Source organism: Xanthomonas hydrangeae (genome assembly GCF_032697525.1).
Classification (GTDB): domain Bacteria; phylum Pseudomonadota; class Gammaproteobacteria; order Xanthomonadales; family Xanthomonadaceae; genus Xanthomonas; species Xanthomonas hydrangeae.
The window spans coordinates 3,610,246-3,625,945 of sequence record NZ_CP103836.1; the positions used below are offsets into that span (position 1 = coordinate 3,610,246).

At 63.8% G+C, this 15,700-nt stretch carries 9 protein-coding genes; 7 read left to right on the plus strand and 2 right to left on the minus strand.

What is annotated here, in order from left to right:
• Window positions 1-166 precede the first annotated feature (166 nt).
• The 3 genes from NYR97_RS15440 (at window position 167) to NYR97_RS15450 (ending at window position 4,689) form a co-directional block, all read left to right on the plus strand.
• A complete protein-coding gene (locus NYR97_RS15440; protein WP_316694384.1) occupies window positions 167-2,047 on the plus strand; it encodes a M61 family metallopeptidase in 1,881 nt (626 codons plus the stop codon).
• Between the two features lie 418 nt (window positions 2,048-2,465).
• Window positions 2,466-3,857 (plus strand): DNA repair protein RadA, encoded by a 1,392-nt coding sequence (radA, locus tag NYR97_RS15445; RefSeq protein WP_316694386.1) that lies wholly within the window; start codon window positions 2,466-2,468, stop codon window positions 3,855-3,857.
• Window positions 3,858-4,302: 445 nt separating this feature from the next.
• A complete protein-coding gene (locus NYR97_RS15450) occupies window positions 4,303-4,689 on the plus strand; it encodes a DUF805 domain-containing protein (protein ID WP_316694387.1) in 387 nt (128 codons plus the stop codon).
• Between the two features lie 122 nt (window positions 4,690-4,811).
• Here NYR97_RS15450 and NYR97_RS15455 read toward each other — a convergent pair whose 3' ends face one another.
• The gene (locus NYR97_RS15455; RefSeq protein ID WP_316698273.1) at window positions 4,812-5,597 is read right to left on the minus strand and encodes a winged helix-turn-helix domain-containing protein; all 786 of its coding nucleotides are present in this window, start codon (window positions 5,595-5,597) and stop codon (window positions 4,812-4,814) included.
• 923 nt (window positions 5,598-6,520) lie between these two features.
• Here NYR97_RS15455 and NYR97_RS15460 point away from each other — a divergent pair.
• The 3 genes from NYR97_RS15460 (at window position 6,521) to NYR97_RS15470 (ending at window position 12,314) form a co-directional block, all read left to right on the plus strand.
• Window positions 6,521-7,876 (plus strand): helix-turn-helix transcriptional regulator, encoded by a 1,356-nt coding sequence (locus NYR97_RS15460; protein ID WP_316698276.1) that lies wholly within the window; start codon window positions 6,521-6,523, stop codon window positions 7,874-7,876.
• Window positions 7,877-8,093: 217 nt separating this feature from the next.
• Window positions 8,094-9,965 (plus strand): ATP-binding protein, encoded by a 1,872-nt coding sequence (locus NYR97_RS15465; protein WP_316694388.1) that lies wholly within the window; start codon window positions 8,094-8,096, stop codon window positions 9,963-9,965.
• A 24-nt stretch (window positions 9,966-9,989) separates the two neighbouring features.
• Entirely contained in the window at window positions 9,990-12,314 is a 2,325-nt protein-coding gene (locus NYR97_RS15470) for a hypothetical protein (RefSeq protein WP_316694389.1), read from the plus strand.
• 1,000 nt (window positions 12,315-13,314) lie between these two features.
• Here NYR97_RS15470 and NYR97_RS15475 read toward each other — a convergent pair.
• On the minus strand, window positions 13,315-14,415 hold the full coding sequence (locus NYR97_RS15475; protein WP_074056945.1) for an NADH:flavin oxidoreductase/NADH oxidase: 1,101 nt from the start codon (window positions 14,413-14,415) through the stop codon (window positions 13,315-13,317).
• Window positions 14,416-14,856: 441 nt separating this feature from the next.
• Here NYR97_RS15475 and NYR97_RS15480 point away from each other — a divergent pair, with 441 nt between their 5' ends.
• Window positions 14,857-15,699: an STAS domain-containing protein gene (locus tag NYR97_RS15480; protein ID WP_316694391.1), complete on the plus strand. Its 843-nt coding sequence runs from the start codon at window positions 14,857-14,859 to the stop codon at window positions 15,697-15,699.
• Window position 15,700 lies beyond the last annotated feature (1 nt).

The window sequence follows — 15,700 nt, forward strand, 5'->3', positions numbered from 1 at the left end:
GGCGCCGCGCTGGATCGCGTCATGCTGTTATGAAGAAAGCCGCCAGCGATTGGCGGCTTTTTTTGCGCATGAATTTGCCTGCGGCATGACCAATGGCATACGGGGAAGCCGTGGTGGGCGCTTAGCATCGTGGGCTTGCCTGTTCCAGGTCACCTGCGGAGTTGCGATGAAGATGCCCACCCTGTTGTCCGTGTCGCTGCTGGCAGCGCTGTCGTTGCCCGCCGCCGCGCAAACCGCTGCGCCGCAGGACGTGCCGTTCGAAGGCAGCTTGAAGATCGATGTCGATGCCACCGATCTGGCGCACCGCATCTTCAAAGTCAGGACCACCATGCCGGCAAAGCCCGGCCCGATGACGCTGCTGTATCCGCAGTGGATCCCCGGCAATCACTCACCGACAGGGCCGATCGACAAGCTGGCCGGTCTGGTAATCAAGGTCGATGGCAAGGTGGTGCCGTGGACGCGCGATCAGTTCGACGTATATGCCTTCAAGATCGATGTGCCGCAGGGCGCCAACGAGCTGGTGGCCGAGTTCAAGTTCCTCTCGCCGCAGGCCAGCAACCAGGGCCGGGTGATGATGACCCCGGAAATGCTCAACCTGCAGTGGAATACCACCGCGCTGTATCCGGCCGGTGTCTTCGCACGCAACATCAAGACACAGGCCAGTGTGACCTTGCCCAAGGGCTGGGACTACGCGACCGCGCTGGAAACCCAGAGCCGGGTCGGCGACACCGTGACCTTCAAGCCGATCGACTTCGACGACCTGGTCGACTCGCCGATGTTCGCCGGCAAGTACTACAAGCGCGTGGAACTGAGCGGCGGCAAGCAGCCGGTCTACCTCAACGTCTTTGCCGACGAAGCCAAGTCGCTGGAGGCCAAGCCCGAGCAGATCAAGGCGCATGCAGCGCTGGTGCAGCAGATGGACAAGTTGTACGGCGCGCGCCATTTCGATCATTACGAATTCCTGTTGGCGCTGACCAAGAAGCTGGGTGGCATCGGGCTGGAACACCATCGCTCCAGCGAAAACAGCGGTGTGCCGACCTACTTCACCGAGTGGGACAAGAGCTGGACCGGGCGCGACCTGCTCGCGCACGAATTCAACCATTCCTGGAACGGCAAGTATCGCCGTGGCGTGGATCTGGCCACGCCCAATTTCAACGTCCCGATGGGCGACAGCCTGCTGTGGCTGTACGAGGGCCAGACCCAGTTCTGGGGCGAAGTGATGGCCGCACGTTCGGGCCTGTGGACGCAGGATCAGGCGCGCGAGATGCTCGCTGGCGTGGCAGCCCAGTACGAGCGTGGGCGCCCCGGCATGGCCTGGCGCACCGTGCAGGACACCACCAACGACCCGACCATGTCGATGCGCCGGCCCAAGGCGTACCGCAGCTACCAGATGAGCGAGGACTATTATTCCGGCGGCCAGATGATGTGGCTGGAAGTGGACAGCAAGCTGCGTGCGCTGACCAACAACAAGCGCTCCATCGACGACTTCGGCAAGGCGTTCTTCGGCATGAGGAACGGCGATTGGGACGTCAATCCGTACACCTTCGACGACATCGTGACCACGCTCAACGGCGTGGCCGCCTACGACTGGGCGAGCCTGTTGCGCAACCGCATGGACGGGCACGGGTCGTTGAACGGCGGCATCGAAGCCAATGGTTGGAAGCTGGTCTACAACGAGGAGCCGAACCTGGCCACCAAGGCGGATGAGAGCGACGACAAGGACGCCAGCCTGACCTATTCGCTTGGCCTGTCTTTGAAAGCCTCGGGCGATATCAGCGATGTGCTGTGGGATGGCCCGGCCTTCAATGCCGGCCTGATCGCCGGCAACACGATCGTTGCTGTCAACGGTAGCGCGTTCAGTGCCGATGTGATCAAAGACGCGATCAAAGCCGCCAAGGGCAGCTCCGCGCCGATCGAATTGCTGGTCAAGCGTCTGGACCGCTACGACACCGTGCGCATCGATTACCACGGCGGCTTGCTGTATCCGCATCTGGAGCGCATCGCCGGCAAGCCGGATCGCTTGAGCGAGTTGTACAAGGCGCGTTGATGGGCGCTGCCCGCTCGGAGCTGTTCGAGCGGGCAATGGAAGGATCCGGAGCTGCATGGTCGGTTGCGATCGATCATGCAGCTTCGGAGATCGATCTTCGTCGCTGCCGATGCCGACTGATCGATAGAAAGACATCGGGCTAGCCAAAGTGGCCGACGTCGCCGCCGCCTCCCGCGTAGAGCGCCATCGTTGAAGTTCCAGCTGCACGCAATCCAGCAGCGCGTCAGCCTAGACGATTCCCGATTCCCGATTCCCGATTCCCGATTCCCGATTCCCGAATCCCGAATCCCGAATCCCGAATCCCGAATCCCGAATCCCGAATCCCGAATCCCGAATCCCGAATCCCGAATCCCGCGTCGCGCATCCTGAGACCGGCGGCGACTATGCTGTCGCTCCAGAAACGATTGGCTAACTGACGATGGCGAAGGCAAAAATAGCCTATGTCTGCGGCGAGTGTGGCGCCGAATACAACAAGTGGCAGGGGCAGTGCACCGAGTGCGGGGTGTGGAATACGCTCAGGGAAATCGTGCTCGAAAACGCAACCCCCGGTGGCAAGGCATCGCCGGCGGCTTCGCGCCGCACCGGTTGGTCGGGCAAGACCGAGGCGCCCAAGATCACCGCGCTCAAGGACGTGCGCCAATCCGAACAGGCGCGCGTGTCCACCGGCATCGGCGAGTTCGATCGGGTGCTGGGCGGCGGTCTGGTCGAAGGCGCGGTGGTGTTGATCGGTGGCGACCCCGGCATCGGCAAGTCGACGTTGTTGCTGCAGGCATTGGCCAGCATGGCCGGTACGCTGCCGGTGCTGTACGTCACCGGCGAAGAATCGCTGGCCCAGGTCGCAGGACGTGCGGTGCGCCTGGATCTGCCGCTGGAAGGCCTGAATGCGCTGGCCGAAACCGGCATCGAAAACATCCTGCAGCACGCCAGCGTGGCGCGGCCGAAGCTGATCGTGGCCGACTCGGTACAGACCTTGTGGACCGAATCGCTGACCGCAGCGCCGGGCTCGGTGAGCCAGGTGCGCGAGAGCGCGGCGCGGCTGGTGCGCTATGCCAAGGAAACCGGCACCGCCGTCTTCCTGGTCGGCCATGTGACCAAGGAAGGCGGCATCGCCGGGCCGCGCGTGCTGGAGCATATGGTCGATGCGGTGCTGTACTTCGAAGGCGAGAGCGGCAGCCGGTTTCGCTTGCTGCGCGCCTTCAAGAATCGTTTCGGTGCGGTCAACGAGCTGGGCGTATTCGCGATGGGCGAGAAGGGCCTCAAGGAGGTCTCCAACCCGTCGGCGATCTTCCTGTCCGGCGGCAGCACCCAGCAGCCCGGCAGTTGCGTGATGGTCACCCGCGAAGGCACCCGGCCGCTGATGGTGGAAGTGCAGGCGCTGGTGGATGCCTCGCCGTTGTCCAATCCGCGTCGGGTCGCGGTGGGGTTGGAACAGAACCGGCTGGCGATGCTGCTGGCGGTACTGCATCGCCATGGCGGCATCGTGGTGGGCGATCAGGACGTCTTCGTCAACGTGGTTGGCGGCATCCGCGTGCAGGAAACTGCGGCCGATCTGCCGGTGTTGCTTGCAGTGTTGTCCTCGTTGCGCGACCGGCCATTGGCCGAGAAGACGATCGCCTTCGGCGAGGTGGGGTTGTCCGGCGAGATCCGCCCGGTACCCAATGGCGAGGACCGCCTGAAAGAAGCCGCCACGCATGGTTTCAAGCGCGCGATCGTGCCCAAGGCCAATGCACCGAAGACCACCAGCATCAAGGGCATGGAGATCATTGCGGTGGAGCGGCTGAGCCAGGCCTTGGAAGCGGCGGCTGACTGAGGTCCATGCAGAGCGGGGCGGGCGCTGCGCCGAGCAGTGTCGAACGTGGCGGCAGCATCGCCTCGACCACGTCAGGCAGCCGCATGTTGCGCTCGTCCCGACCGTCGCCGGCCGTCAATGAGGATCGGACGTCCTGACGATCGCCTCTCATGAGCGCACGCTCAGCCAGAGTCATCGTTGAAAACCTGGCAACCCTCAGTGCGCGCAACGAGCTGCGGCGGCGGCGTGCCGGATGCAGAACGTCAGCCGGTCGGATTGGTGCGTTGACCGCGCCTCTCCGCTACGACCGAGCACTGCAAACCGTCTGTCGGATAGACGGTTGTATTTATATTTGATTGCCGAGAAAACGTTTTCAGAAAGAGTGCGGCTATGGCACCATGCGCGGCCCGTTGCACCGTGCACCGGATCACAGACACCGCTGACTGCTCTTACCTGGAGAATCACAATGGAATGGATGTTGTTGCCGCTCAAGCGCTATGCCGACTTTACCGGTCGCTCGCGTCGCAAGGAATACTGGATGTTCTTCTTGCTGCAGATGATTGTTCTGCTGGTACTGGGCGGCATTTTCGGCATCGCGGCCGCGATAGGAGGCAGCGACAACGGCCCCGGCCCGCTGGCGTGGGTGGTGTTTGCCATCATCATGATCGTCGGCCTGGCAATGATGGTGCCGGGCATCGCAGTGACCGTGCGTCGCCTGCATGACCAGGGCAAGTCCGGCTGGTTCTATCTGATCAGCATGGTGCCTTACGTGGGTGCGATCGTCTTGCTGGTCTTCATGTGCATGGACGGCACCCCGGGCCCGAACGAATACGGTGAAAGCCCCAAGCAGTAACCGGACGTACCGATCGATCAAACAACGGCGCAGGGGAGTCCCTGCGCCGTTGTCGTATGTGCAATTTTATTAGCCTGAAACAAGCCTTGCGTCGGCACGCACCACGCCAAGACGCGTCTGGATCAGCACGCCGCAGCGTGGCTTGCCGCGTTCTGAGGTGTGAGCTTGCCCGGAGTCACTGCGTCTGTGTCATGCAGTGCAAGTTCCAGCTTGTAGCCATGCGAATACACGGTTCTGATGCGCACCGCGCCACTGTGATTGCACAGCTGCAACTTCTTGCGCAGCTTGTAGATGTGCTGCTCCATGGTGCGGTCGGTGAATTCGGTATGGCTACCCCATACCGCCTTGGCCAACTGGCAGCGGCGGAAGCACACACCGGGGCTGGAGAACAGCAACCAGGCAATCGAAAACTCGCGTGCGGTGAGCACGATCGGCTTGCCGTGCAGATACACCGTGTTTTCGTCGCGTATCAACTGGTAGGGCCCAACGCTGAGTTGCTGCGTTTCCGGGCATGCCTGCGCCACCGGCGAGATTGCCAATGCCGCGCGGACATGCAACTCATGCGAATTGAACGGCAGCGCCAGCACGTCCTGCGCACCGGCGCGATACCAGGCCAGGATGTCGTTGGGGCAATCGAAGCGCCCCAGCACGATCAATGGCGTTGGATGGCCGCTATGGCAGCGCTGCCAGGCCAGCAGCGAACTATCGTCGGGGGCAACGCAGGTCGCATCGAACACCAGCAGCTCGCAAGGGGAATGTCGCAGTGAGCGCAGAAGTTCGAGTTCGTCGGAAAAGACCGCAAAACTCGGCGCGAGCGGTGCGAGGCTCGCGTTGACCTGCGACGCCAGACGCGCATCCTGCGTCAACAGGAAAGCCGATCCTTGCTTGCCGGAAGCGTTGGCGTACATCAGCCAGCCTTCCCATGTCGGCATGCGTACCAGTCGTATGTCGGGTGCCTGTTGCGTGCAGCCGGCGCCAATACAAAACCCACGTGTATAGATAAGTACATCGCCAAAACCTTTCGGCTGCCTAGGAGGGTCTGACCGAGATCAGACGAATGGTATGTACCATTGGCGAGGCAGAAAGTTTCACTGCTGCGTACTTTTCTTCGGCTTTGCATGGGTTGGCTTTAACGTGCGCTCAGATACGCGTAACAGAGCTCTTACATTTAGGCATGGATAGGCCAGAAATAACAAAATTCCGACATTGCCGCGGCGGACGGCGCTACGGAAGCGCCAGAAAATCGCCCGGGCCGCAGACATTCAGACCAATTGGTCAGGTATAGACCAAGGTATTGCAATTTATTCGCTGTTGTAGCGCTTGTGGAATATGTCGGCGGCTTATCGACGCGGCGGATCGCCGAAGTTTCTATTCGCGGCGACTGCGTCTGTTACCACAAGCAACCGACATGCAGTCATTGCCACGACATGCTTCGACAACGCGAGCTGCGCGTGGAAGCGAGGTGTTCCGAGACGTTCCGGCACCGGCGGGGTCTCGCTGCAGGAGTCGATGTCTTCAATACGCAATCGCATGTCGTGCGATGTCCTGGTCACGACATCAGACCTGGAGTGCAAAAAATGCCCACATGCTCTGCACGCTGCGCCACTGGCACGGTTCGACACAGAGTGAGGATTTTTGATTTTCTTAGTGCCCTAAAGTGAGAAATTCCATTGGATCCGCTGCATACAATCGATTGCGCCAAAAGACCGGCGAAATTGGTTGTTTTTTTGCTCATCCCCCTAAGAGAGAGCCTGGCATGATCCTTTCCACCTACCTCGCAGCGATCTCTGCGTTGTCGTACGCAGACCGTCTTCCTACCTATACAAGCAGGATGCTGGTTGGTGCCTGGCCGCAGGGTCTGCAACACCTTCAACAACGCCGCGACGGGCAGGCCGCCTCGGATGGCGGCGACGATGAAGTCAGCCTGCTCGGCGCCAGTGGTGACGCGCTGCTGATCCTGGAGTATCAGGAAGAAGCCGAAGACGCCTATCGCCATGCGTTGAAGGCGATGCGTGGGCATCAACGGCAGCTGCGGCTGTTGTCATGCCGCAACACCGCCTGGTTGATGCTGAGCCAGCGCCGGCTGAGCGCCGCGTTGAACTGTTTTGCGCAGCTGGCGATGGACCGCGAGACGCCGTCCTGCCTGTGCGGCGAGAGCCTGTTGGGTAAAGCGTTGACGCACTTCCATCTGGGCCAGAGCACACTCGCGCTGCAGACGCTGGAGCGCGCCAACGAGGTGCTTTCGGAACTGGAGACCGGTGCGAGCGATTGGCTGCGGATCGCCACCGTGCTGCGCCTGGACATGATTGCGCAGCTGCGCATCCGTCGCTCCGATCGCATGAGCGACCACGTGTTCTGGCAGGCCACGCTGCGTCAGGAAGATGCGGCGCATGCCTTCGAGCCCAACGAGCTGCGCGCCTGCATCGCCGATCTGGCCGAGAGCATGCCGGTGCTCGCCCAGCGCATGCGGCATGTGCGCAACCTGTTGCGAATTGCCGGTGGCGATACCTTCGGCTTCGATGCGCAGATCGATGCGTTGCCGGCTGCGGCCACCGGTTGCCCGCCGTGCGCCCGCCAGGACGCGCAGGTGGAACTGGCACTGGCTGCGTTGGCGGTGGGGCGGGCGGATCTGGCCGAGCGTGCGTTGGCCGGTGCCGGCCGGCACCATGCGCCGCGCTGGAACCTGGAGTTCGAGTATTGCCAGGCCAAGATCAGCCAGGCATTGGGCAAGACCGAGCAGGCGTTGTTGCTCTACAACCGGTATGCGCTGGGTGCGGTGCAATGCCTGCGCAGCGAGGTGCAGGCGCCGCGCCTGCTGGAAAGCGGTACCCCGGCGCATGTGAGCGACGACATCTCGGCGCGTCTGCCGGCCAAGTACCGGCGTGCCTATACCTATATGATCACCAATGCGCATCGCTCGGATCTGTCGATCAATGAAGTGGCTGCGCAGATCGGGGTGACCGGGCGCGCATTGCAGCAGGCGTTCAAGTCCGCCACCGGGCTGTCGCCGACCCAGGTGCTGCGCCGTTACCGGATGCAGAGCATCCGCGACGAACTGCTGGCCGAAGGCGGCTGCGGCAGTGTGCTGCAGGCGGCAAGCCGTTGGGGCGTGGGCAGCCGCTCGGCGCTGGCCAAGGGCTACCGCCAGCACTTCAATGAGGCACCGATGGAAACCTTGCAGCGATAATGTGTCTGGCGCCACGGCCGTGCAGTCATGCAGGCCGTGGCGCTTCGTTTCCGGTGGGTGATGCAGCAGCGATGTCCGGTCGCAGTGCGGAGGAGGGATCCGAATTGAGACGTGCGTGCGTGCGGCGTGGCTTGCGGCTATGCTTTCCGGCTCGCATTGCCACCCAGGAAGGCGCGTCCGAGGATGGGCGTGGCCGCCAAGGAAACGACAAACGATCATGCAAGATCACCCCTCCGAGGCGACGGACGCCTCTCAGATCCGCCGTGCAGGCGTCGATCTCAACGGACTGATGTCCGTCCTCAGCAAGCACCTCTATTCCACACCGGTAGTCGCGTTGCGCGAGCTGGTGCAGAACGCGCACGACTCGATCCTGCGCCGCCGCCTGGAACAACCCGACTGGCAAGGCGAATCGCGCATCGACGTGCATGCCGATGCTGCCCTGGGCATCGTGCGCATCATCGACACCGGCGCCGGGCTGACCCAGCAGGAAATTCACGACTATCTGGCCACCGTGGGCGTGGGCTACACCCGTGGGCTGCGTCAGGGCGGGCATGAAGACAGCGGCCTGATCGGCATGTTCGGCCTGGGGTTCTTGTCGGCCTTCGTGCTGGCGCGCCGGGTCACCGTGCGTACCACCTCGTACCAGACACCAACGTTGGGGCATTGCTACATCTCCAGCAATGCCGAGCAATATACGGTCAGCCCTATCCCGGCGCGTGCGCAGGTCGGCACCGAAGTGGTGCTGGAACTGCATGAGGACTATCTGTCGCTGGCCCAGGAAGGGCGGCTGCGCGAGATCCTGTCGCGCTACTGCGCGCTGTTGCGCGAGCCGATCTGGATCGGTGGCGATGCGCAGGCGATCAACCCCGAACCTCCGCCGTGGCGCATGCACGATGCGGTGCCCTTGCATCCGGTGCAGGCCTGGCGGCGGCAACGCGAGTTTGCCGCGCGCTTCGAGCGCAACTTCGAACCGCTGTGCTGCATGCCGGTGCGCACGGAGGAGGGCAGCGATGCGGTCGGCTTGCTATGGGTACAGGACGGGGCGACCTACGGCAACAGCGACAACCGCAATCTGTCGGTGTTTCTGCGCGGTATGCTGCTGGACGACAACGCACGCGAGCTGCTGCCGCCGTGGGCGGGCTTCATCGGCGGGGTGATCGAATCCAATCGACTGACGCCCACTGCCAGCCGCGAGGATCTGCAGCGCGACTCCACCTACACGGCGGTGCAGCACGCGCTGTCCGAAGCGCTGGTACAGGGCTTGGCCGACGTCGCACGTCAGCAGCCGGAAGCCTGGCGACGCATCCTGCTGCGCCACAACGAGGCCTTGCTGGGCGCGGCCTTGTGCGACGAGCGCCTGTTCGAGTTGCTGATGGAACACGTGCGGGTGCCGACCTCGCAAGGCGATCTGCCGGCGCAGCAGTTGCCGGCGCGTGGCGCAGTGCATGTGATCCTGGATAGCGACAGCGGTTTCGAAGAGATGCTGTTCCGCGCGATGGGCGTGCCGGTGGCCTACGGAAATCGCTATGCGGTGGTGCCGTTCCTGCGTCGCTGGGCGCAGGCTAAGGGCGTGCGGCTGGTGGAGCTGGGCACCGAGCAGGGCAACCGGCAGTTGTTCCAACTGGACGACAGCTTGCCGGCCGACGAACTGGCCTGGCTGGAACAGCATCTGGGCGATGGCGAAGCCTTGGTGCCAGCGCGTTTCAGCCCGGAAGCATTGCCGTTGGTGGTGGTGCCCGACCGTGAGGCCGAACTCAAACGCCGTCTGGAGCAGGACGAAAACGACAAGCGCGTGTCCACTGCTGCGCTGCGGCTGGCGCGGCAGTTCACTGCGGGGATCGAAGCACGCCAGACCCAGCGGCTGTATCTCAATCTCGACAACCCGGCGTTGCAGGCATTGCTGGCGGCGCAGCGCGCCGGCAATCGGCAGGCGGCGGTGGCGGCGCGGCTGCTGCGCTCACTCAAGGTGATCGTGTCGGCGCAGGGGCGCACCCAGCCGCAGCCGGGCGTCGGTGCGTCGGGCGGATCGGATTTGAACCGGGCTTTCGGCGATCTTGCCGAGGCCGTGACCCAACTGCTGGCGTGCTGAGCGCCGCATCGAAGGAGCAACAGGATGGAAATTTGGAACTGGGTTGAAAAGCTGCAGGACGATCTGGGCGAAGCCGGTCAGCCGCAGAACGCGCAACTGCTGACGCGCCTGACCGACCATATCTGCGACCTGCAGATCGAGCGCGCCGAAGCGCTCTTGCCCGAGGCGCGTGCGCTGGGCAAGACGCTGGCCAATCCGTGGCTGGAGGTGTTCGTCGGGCACTGGGAAATGCGCAACCGGGTCGGCAATCTGTGCGAAGGCGAGCGTGCGCTGAGCGATGCGGTGACGCTGTTCGAGCGCGCGCATCGCGCCGATGCGGTGGAGTGCCCGCAATCGGTGTGCGTGACCCAGGATCTGGCCGCGTGCTACGCCAATATCGACGGGCCGGGCTGGGTGGAAGAGCGCATCGAAGTGTGCGAAGAAACGCTGGGTCGCATCGACCCGAGCTGGTCGTGCTACCAGTGTCTGAGCTGCGAAAAAGCCGACGCCTTGCTCGACGATGGGCGCGGCGAGGCGGCACTGCACTATCTGGAAGAGCAGTCGCAGACCATTGTTGCGCATGGCGGGCAGATCTACGACGGCGTGCCGGACATGCGCATCTCGATCCTGCTCTCGCTCGGCCGTGCAGAAGAAGCGCTGGCGCTGATCGAACAGCGCGAACGCGAGGCCGCACGCGAAGGTGCAGAGTGGGCCAACTGCAGCCAGCCGCGGCGTTTGCAGAAGGCGCGCGCATTGGCGCTGTTGCATCGCGACGATGAAGCACTGGAGGCATTTCTGCCGTGGCGCGAGGTTGCGCCGCGCTATCGCATGCACTGGTTGCGTGCGGTGGTGGTGCTGGTGTCGCGCACGCCAGAGCGCAACACCTGGGATCTGGGCAGCCGCTTGCAGGTGATGCTGGATCATTACGCGCAGGTCGGTGCGCATCGCATCCTGATCGACGCGGCCGAGATGGCGATCGAGCTGGCGTTGCAGCGTGGTGCGGTGTGGACCGCGCGCCGGCATCTGGCGCTTGCGCGTGCGCATGTGCCCAAGTTGCGGCAGGACCGTGGCGCCACGCAATTGCTGGACCGTTTGGCCATGCGCATCGAGACCGCACCGGCGGGCGAGGCGCCGCCGGTGCCTGCCGCGCAGTTGCTGGAATGGCTGGAGGCGCAGGCCGAAGACGTGGTGCGCAACCCCGAGCGCGAGGCGCAATGGTTGCTGCAGGCAGTGGCCGAGCGCCCCGACGATGCCGAGCTGGTGGACACCACCGCGTCGGCATTGAGCGCGTGTGCGGCCGACGATGAGGCGATTACGCTGCTGTGGGCATTCGTGCAGCGGCATGCCGACCGCGAGACCAGCCCGACCTTCCGGCTGATGAATCTGCTGCTGGGCCGTGGCGACGACGCCGGCATGCGTCGGCTGGCGCAGCTGTATCGCCCGCTGGTGCCGGTGGCGGCACTGTGGTGCGAAGCACAGCTTGCCCAGCGGCTGGCCGATTGGCCGGCGCTGGAACAGGCCTGTACCGCGTTGCTGGAATTGTCGCCCGGCTCGCATGGCGCACGCGGTTTGCTGGGGCGCATGTATCTCAACACCGGGCGCTTTGCCGAAGCGGCCGAGGTCTACCGGCAACTGACCGAACTGATGGAAGAGCCGCGCTCTGCGCATTGGGATCACATGACCGCGGCCAGTGCCGCTCAGCAGTGGGAGGCAGTACGTGCCTCGGCGCTGGCGATCGGCATGGAGCTGAGCAGCACCAGCGGTGTGGTCGAAGAGAACTGGGGCTGGGTGATCGTGCGCTGTGTGGACGACGGCGAGGCTGCCGAGTATTACGCGCGCCGCACCGGCCCGGTCACCGCGCGCATCCTCGAAAACGCGCCTGCGCATCGGCGTCAGCATGTCGGCGATTGGGTGGTGTTCGATGCCGAGTTGCTGTATCCGCCACCGGAAGACGAGGCCGAGCGCGAGCGTTTCGTGCCGACCTACGCGCAGGTGCATGTGTTGCAGGCGGGCGGTTACGGCAGCAGCTGGCTGGTGGATGGTGTGCACCCCGGCGAGCCGGCGATCGAGGCCTTGCGCAAAGAGATCGAGGCCCGCGGCTGGAAGCTGTGGGTGCACAGTCGCGACGAGTATCACGTGATCGATCCGCAACATCCGGATGCGTTCGACCCGGAAGATGCAAGCACGGGCCTGCCCGGCGTGTTGTTCACCGTGGCGCTGCCGGAAGCGGCGGCGCCGTTGGAATTGCATCGGGCCTTGCTGGCCGCCACCGCGCAGTGGCCGCACACGATGTGCTGGCTGCGTTTGGCCGAGGCCTGCGATCAGGACCCAAGGCCGCATCTGGACGCAGTGGAGCGTTACGGATTGTAGGTCGTGTGCGGGGCTAGTCGATGCGCGGTGCCGCGTCCGGTGTCGGGACACGCCGCAAGTACGTCCATGTAGGCTCGGTGGCGGCATCCATGCCGCCACACGGTCCCGCCCCCGGACGCGACACCGCGCTCTCACTCTTCGCGGTTGCTGATCGGCAAGCAATGGCTTCTGGCAGGCGTAGTGCCTGCGGATTGCAAAGTCGATTTCCGCAGTCGATGTGTTTGGCATCAATCCATCGTTTCGCCATTGAAGCTCACGATCATGAAGCTCACGATCCGAAGAAGGGTTATTTAACCAGTCGCCGCTTTTTTTCCCGCTACCGGCAATATCCGGTGGTGCTTGCGCGCATCCCGGCGTGGGACCTTACGCGGCATGGATGCCGCGTAAGAGCCTATACGGACGTACTTGCGGCGTGTCCCACGCCGGGACGCGTGCAAGCGCCCGCAGCGAACCGAAGCATTCCCACGAACCTGCTGACTTCGTGTGCACGGTCGGCTTGCGCGCGGTGCCGCATCCGGTGTCGGGACACGCCGCAAGTACGTCCATGTAGGCTCGGTGGCGGCATCCATGCCGCCACACGGTCCCGCCCCCGGATGCGACACCGCGCTCTCACTCTTCGCGGTTGCTGATCGGCAAGCAATGGCTTCAAGCAGGCGTAGTGCCTGCGGATTGCAAAGTCGATTTCCGCAGTCGATGTGGTTGGCATCAACCCATCGTTTCGCCATTGAAGGTCACGATCCGAAGAGGGGTTACTTGGCCAGTCGCCGCTTTTTCTTCAGCTACCGACAATATCCGGAGGTGCTTGCGCGCGTCCCGGCGTGGGACCTTACGCGGCATGGATGCCGCGTAAGAGCCTACACGGACGTACTTGCGGCGTGTCCCACGCCGGGACGCGTGCAAGCGCCCGCAGCGAACCGAAGCATTCCCACGAACCTGCTGACTTCGTGTGCATGGTCGGCTTGCGCGCGATGCCGCATCCGGGCATATCGCACGTGTCCGATCAGCTGCGCTTGCCGTAGCGCTCCAGCCAATGCGCGTACGACGGCGGCAGCACCCACGACGGGCGTTCTTCGCCCAGCGCCAACGCGGCGTGATACGGCCAATGCGGATTGGCCAGGTGCGCGCGGCCGATCATCACCAACTCCATCTGCCCGGCGGCAATGACGCGGTCGGCTTCCAGCGGGTCGTCGATATTCCAGGACGAGGCAACCGGCAGCTGTGCCTCGCGGCTGACGCGTTCGGCGAACGGCGCCAGCAACGCCGGGCCCCACGGAATCTGCGCAGTCGGAGTGCTGAAGCCCATGCTGACGTTGAGCAGATCCAGGCCGCTTTGCTTGAAGTTGCGCGTCAGTGCGATGGCTTCCTGCAGGGTCTCTTCGTCGCGGCCATCGAATTCGATCACGCCAAAGCGCGCGGTTAGCGGCAGATGTTCCGGCCAGACCGCACGCACGGCTTGCAGCGTTTCCAGCAGGAAGCGTCCACGATTTTCGGCAGTACCACCGTACTGATCCTGGCGATGATTGGCGTGCACCGAGAAGAAGCTCTGCGCCAGATAACCATGCGCAAAATGCAGCTCCAGCCACTGGAAGCCGGCATCGCGCGCGCGCTGTGCGGCGGCGACAAAATCGCCGCGTACGCGGGCGATGTCGTCCAGCGTCATCTCGCGCGGCAGTTTGGGCAGGCCGCCACCGAAGGCGACGGCCGAGGGCGAGATGGTGTCCCAGCCACGTGCGTCGCCGTCGGCGATGTGGTCGTCGCCTTCCCACGGCAGGTTGGCGCTGGCCTTGCGCCCGGCGTGGCCGATCTGGATGCCGGGTACTGCGCCGGCGGCGCTGATCGATGCCGCAATACGCGCCAACCCTTCGGCCTGGGCGTCGTTCCACAGGCCCAGGCAACCGGGCGTGATGCGTCCTTCCGGCGACACGCCGGTGGCCTCGACGATCACCAGGCCCGCACCGCCGCGCGCCATGCTGGCGTAGTGGACCTGATGCCAGTCGTTGGTGAGGCCGTCCACGGCGGTGTATTGGCACATCGGCGGAATGGCGATGCGGTTGCGCAGCGTGAGGTCTTTGAGTTGATACGGAGAAAACAGCGATGACATGGGGGAGCCTGAGAAAAGTCTGGGCGCGATCAGAACACGCCCGGCCACAGCCCGACACGCCGCTGGTGGCACAGCGCGTTGCACGCACTGGCGGTTGCCACAGGCGGGCTTGTTCGGTGTGCCCGTATCACCTCGCTTCGATCAAACTCCCCAGCACGCTTTGCGGCAGCGTCCGCCATCGGGCGGCGGCACTCAGACCATCACCGCCTGCATCCACCGCCTGCATCTGCGCAGGCGTGGCCGGGCGCACGTTCGCCATGTGCGCTGCAATGTCAAACTGCAGGGTGTAGTGTCTGATGACTGCTACAGGTTCGTCGTTGGTTGCCGAATCTGAATTGTTTTATTCTGCTGCGCTTCGGCGTGGGGGCGCCGCGCCAACCACGGGCGCAGTCCAGCCCGCATGCCCGGCCTTTCTTCTCTTATTACTGGGCGGGTGATCTCATGGTGGCATTGCAGCAGCGCTCGATCGATGCGATTCGTGGGCAGGAAACAACGTTGTTGACCGCGTGGCTGGGTTCCAGCTTTGGTAACGACGTGCGTATTTCGCGTCAGGAAATCGAAACCCAGAGCGCGGAATTCCTGCGCTTGCTGGTGGCCTCGTTGAAAGACGGCGGCAGCAGCCTGGACAGCGCCGAATGGAGCCAGGTGCGCCGCTTTCTGGAGACGCTCTCGCGCGACCGTGCCACGCGCGGCTTCGATTCGCAGGAAACCGCCAACTTCATCTTTTCGCTCAAGCGCGTGCTGTTCGAGCTGGTGCAGCGCGAGTACGCCAGTGCGCCGGAGGAGTTGGGCCTGCAGTTGTGGGCGCTGTCCGAATTGCTGGATCGTCTGGGCCTGTACACCGTCAAGGCGTTCCAGAAGACCCGCGAAGACATCATCGTGCGGCAGCAGGAAGAGATGCTGGAACTCTCCACCCCGGTGGTGAAGTTGTGGGACGGCGTGCTGGCGCTGCCGATGATCGGCACGCTGGATTCGCAACGCACCCAGGTGGTGATGGAATCGCTGCTGCAACGCATCGTCGATACCGGCTCGGAGATCGCCATCATCGACATCACCGGCGTGCCCACCGTGGACACCTTGGTTGCGCAGCACCTGCTCAAGACCGTCACCGCGATTCGCCTGATGGGCGCCGATGCCATCATCAGCGGTGTGCGCCCGCAGATTGCGCAGACCATCGTGCATCTGGGGCTGGATCTGCAGGGCATCGTCACCAAGGCCAACCTGGCCGACGCATTGGCGCTGGCGCTCAAGCGCACCGGCGTGACCGTGAGCAAGGCGAGCTGAC

What these genes read in the sequence shown, in the direction of transcription:
- NYR97_RS15450 (WP_316694387.1), top strand. Translation starts at nt 4,303, where the DNA reads ATGGAATGGATGTTGTTGCCGCTCAAGCGCTATGCCGACTTTACCGGT.
- NYR97_RS15475 (WP_074056945.1), bottom strand. Translation starts at nt 14,415, where the DNA reads ATGTCATCGCTGTTTTCTCCGTATCAACTCAAAGACCTCACGCTGCGC.
- NYR97_RS15455 (WP_316698273.1), bottom strand. Translation starts at nt 5,597, where the DNA reads ATGTACGCCAACGCTTCCGGCAAGCAAGGATCGGCTTTCCTGTTGACG.
- NYR97_RS15470 (WP_316694389.1), top strand. Translation starts at nt 9,990, where the DNA reads ATGGAAATTTGGAACTGGGTTGAAAAGCTGCAGGACGATCTGGGCGAA.
- NYR97_RS15480 (WP_316694391.1), top strand. Translation starts at nt 14,857, where the DNA reads ATGGTGGCATTGCAGCAGCGCTCGATCGATGCGATTCGTGGGCAGGAA.
- NYR97_RS15460 (WP_316698276.1), top strand. Translation starts at nt 6,521, where the DNA reads ATGCTGGTTGGTGCCTGGCCGCAGGGTCTGCAACACCTTCAACAACGC.
- NYR97_RS15465 (WP_316694388.1), top strand. Translation starts at nt 8,094, where the DNA reads ATGCAAGATCACCCCTCCGAGGCGACGGACGCCTCTCAGATCCGCCGT.
- NYR97_RS15440 (WP_316694384.1), top strand. Translation starts at nt 167, where the DNA reads ATGAAGATGCCCACCCTGTTGTCCGTGTCGCTGCTGGCAGCGCTGTCG.
- radA (WP_316694386.1), top strand. Translation starts at nt 2,466, where the DNA reads ATGGCGAAGGCAAAAATAGCCTATGTCTGCGGCGAGTGTGGCGCCGAA.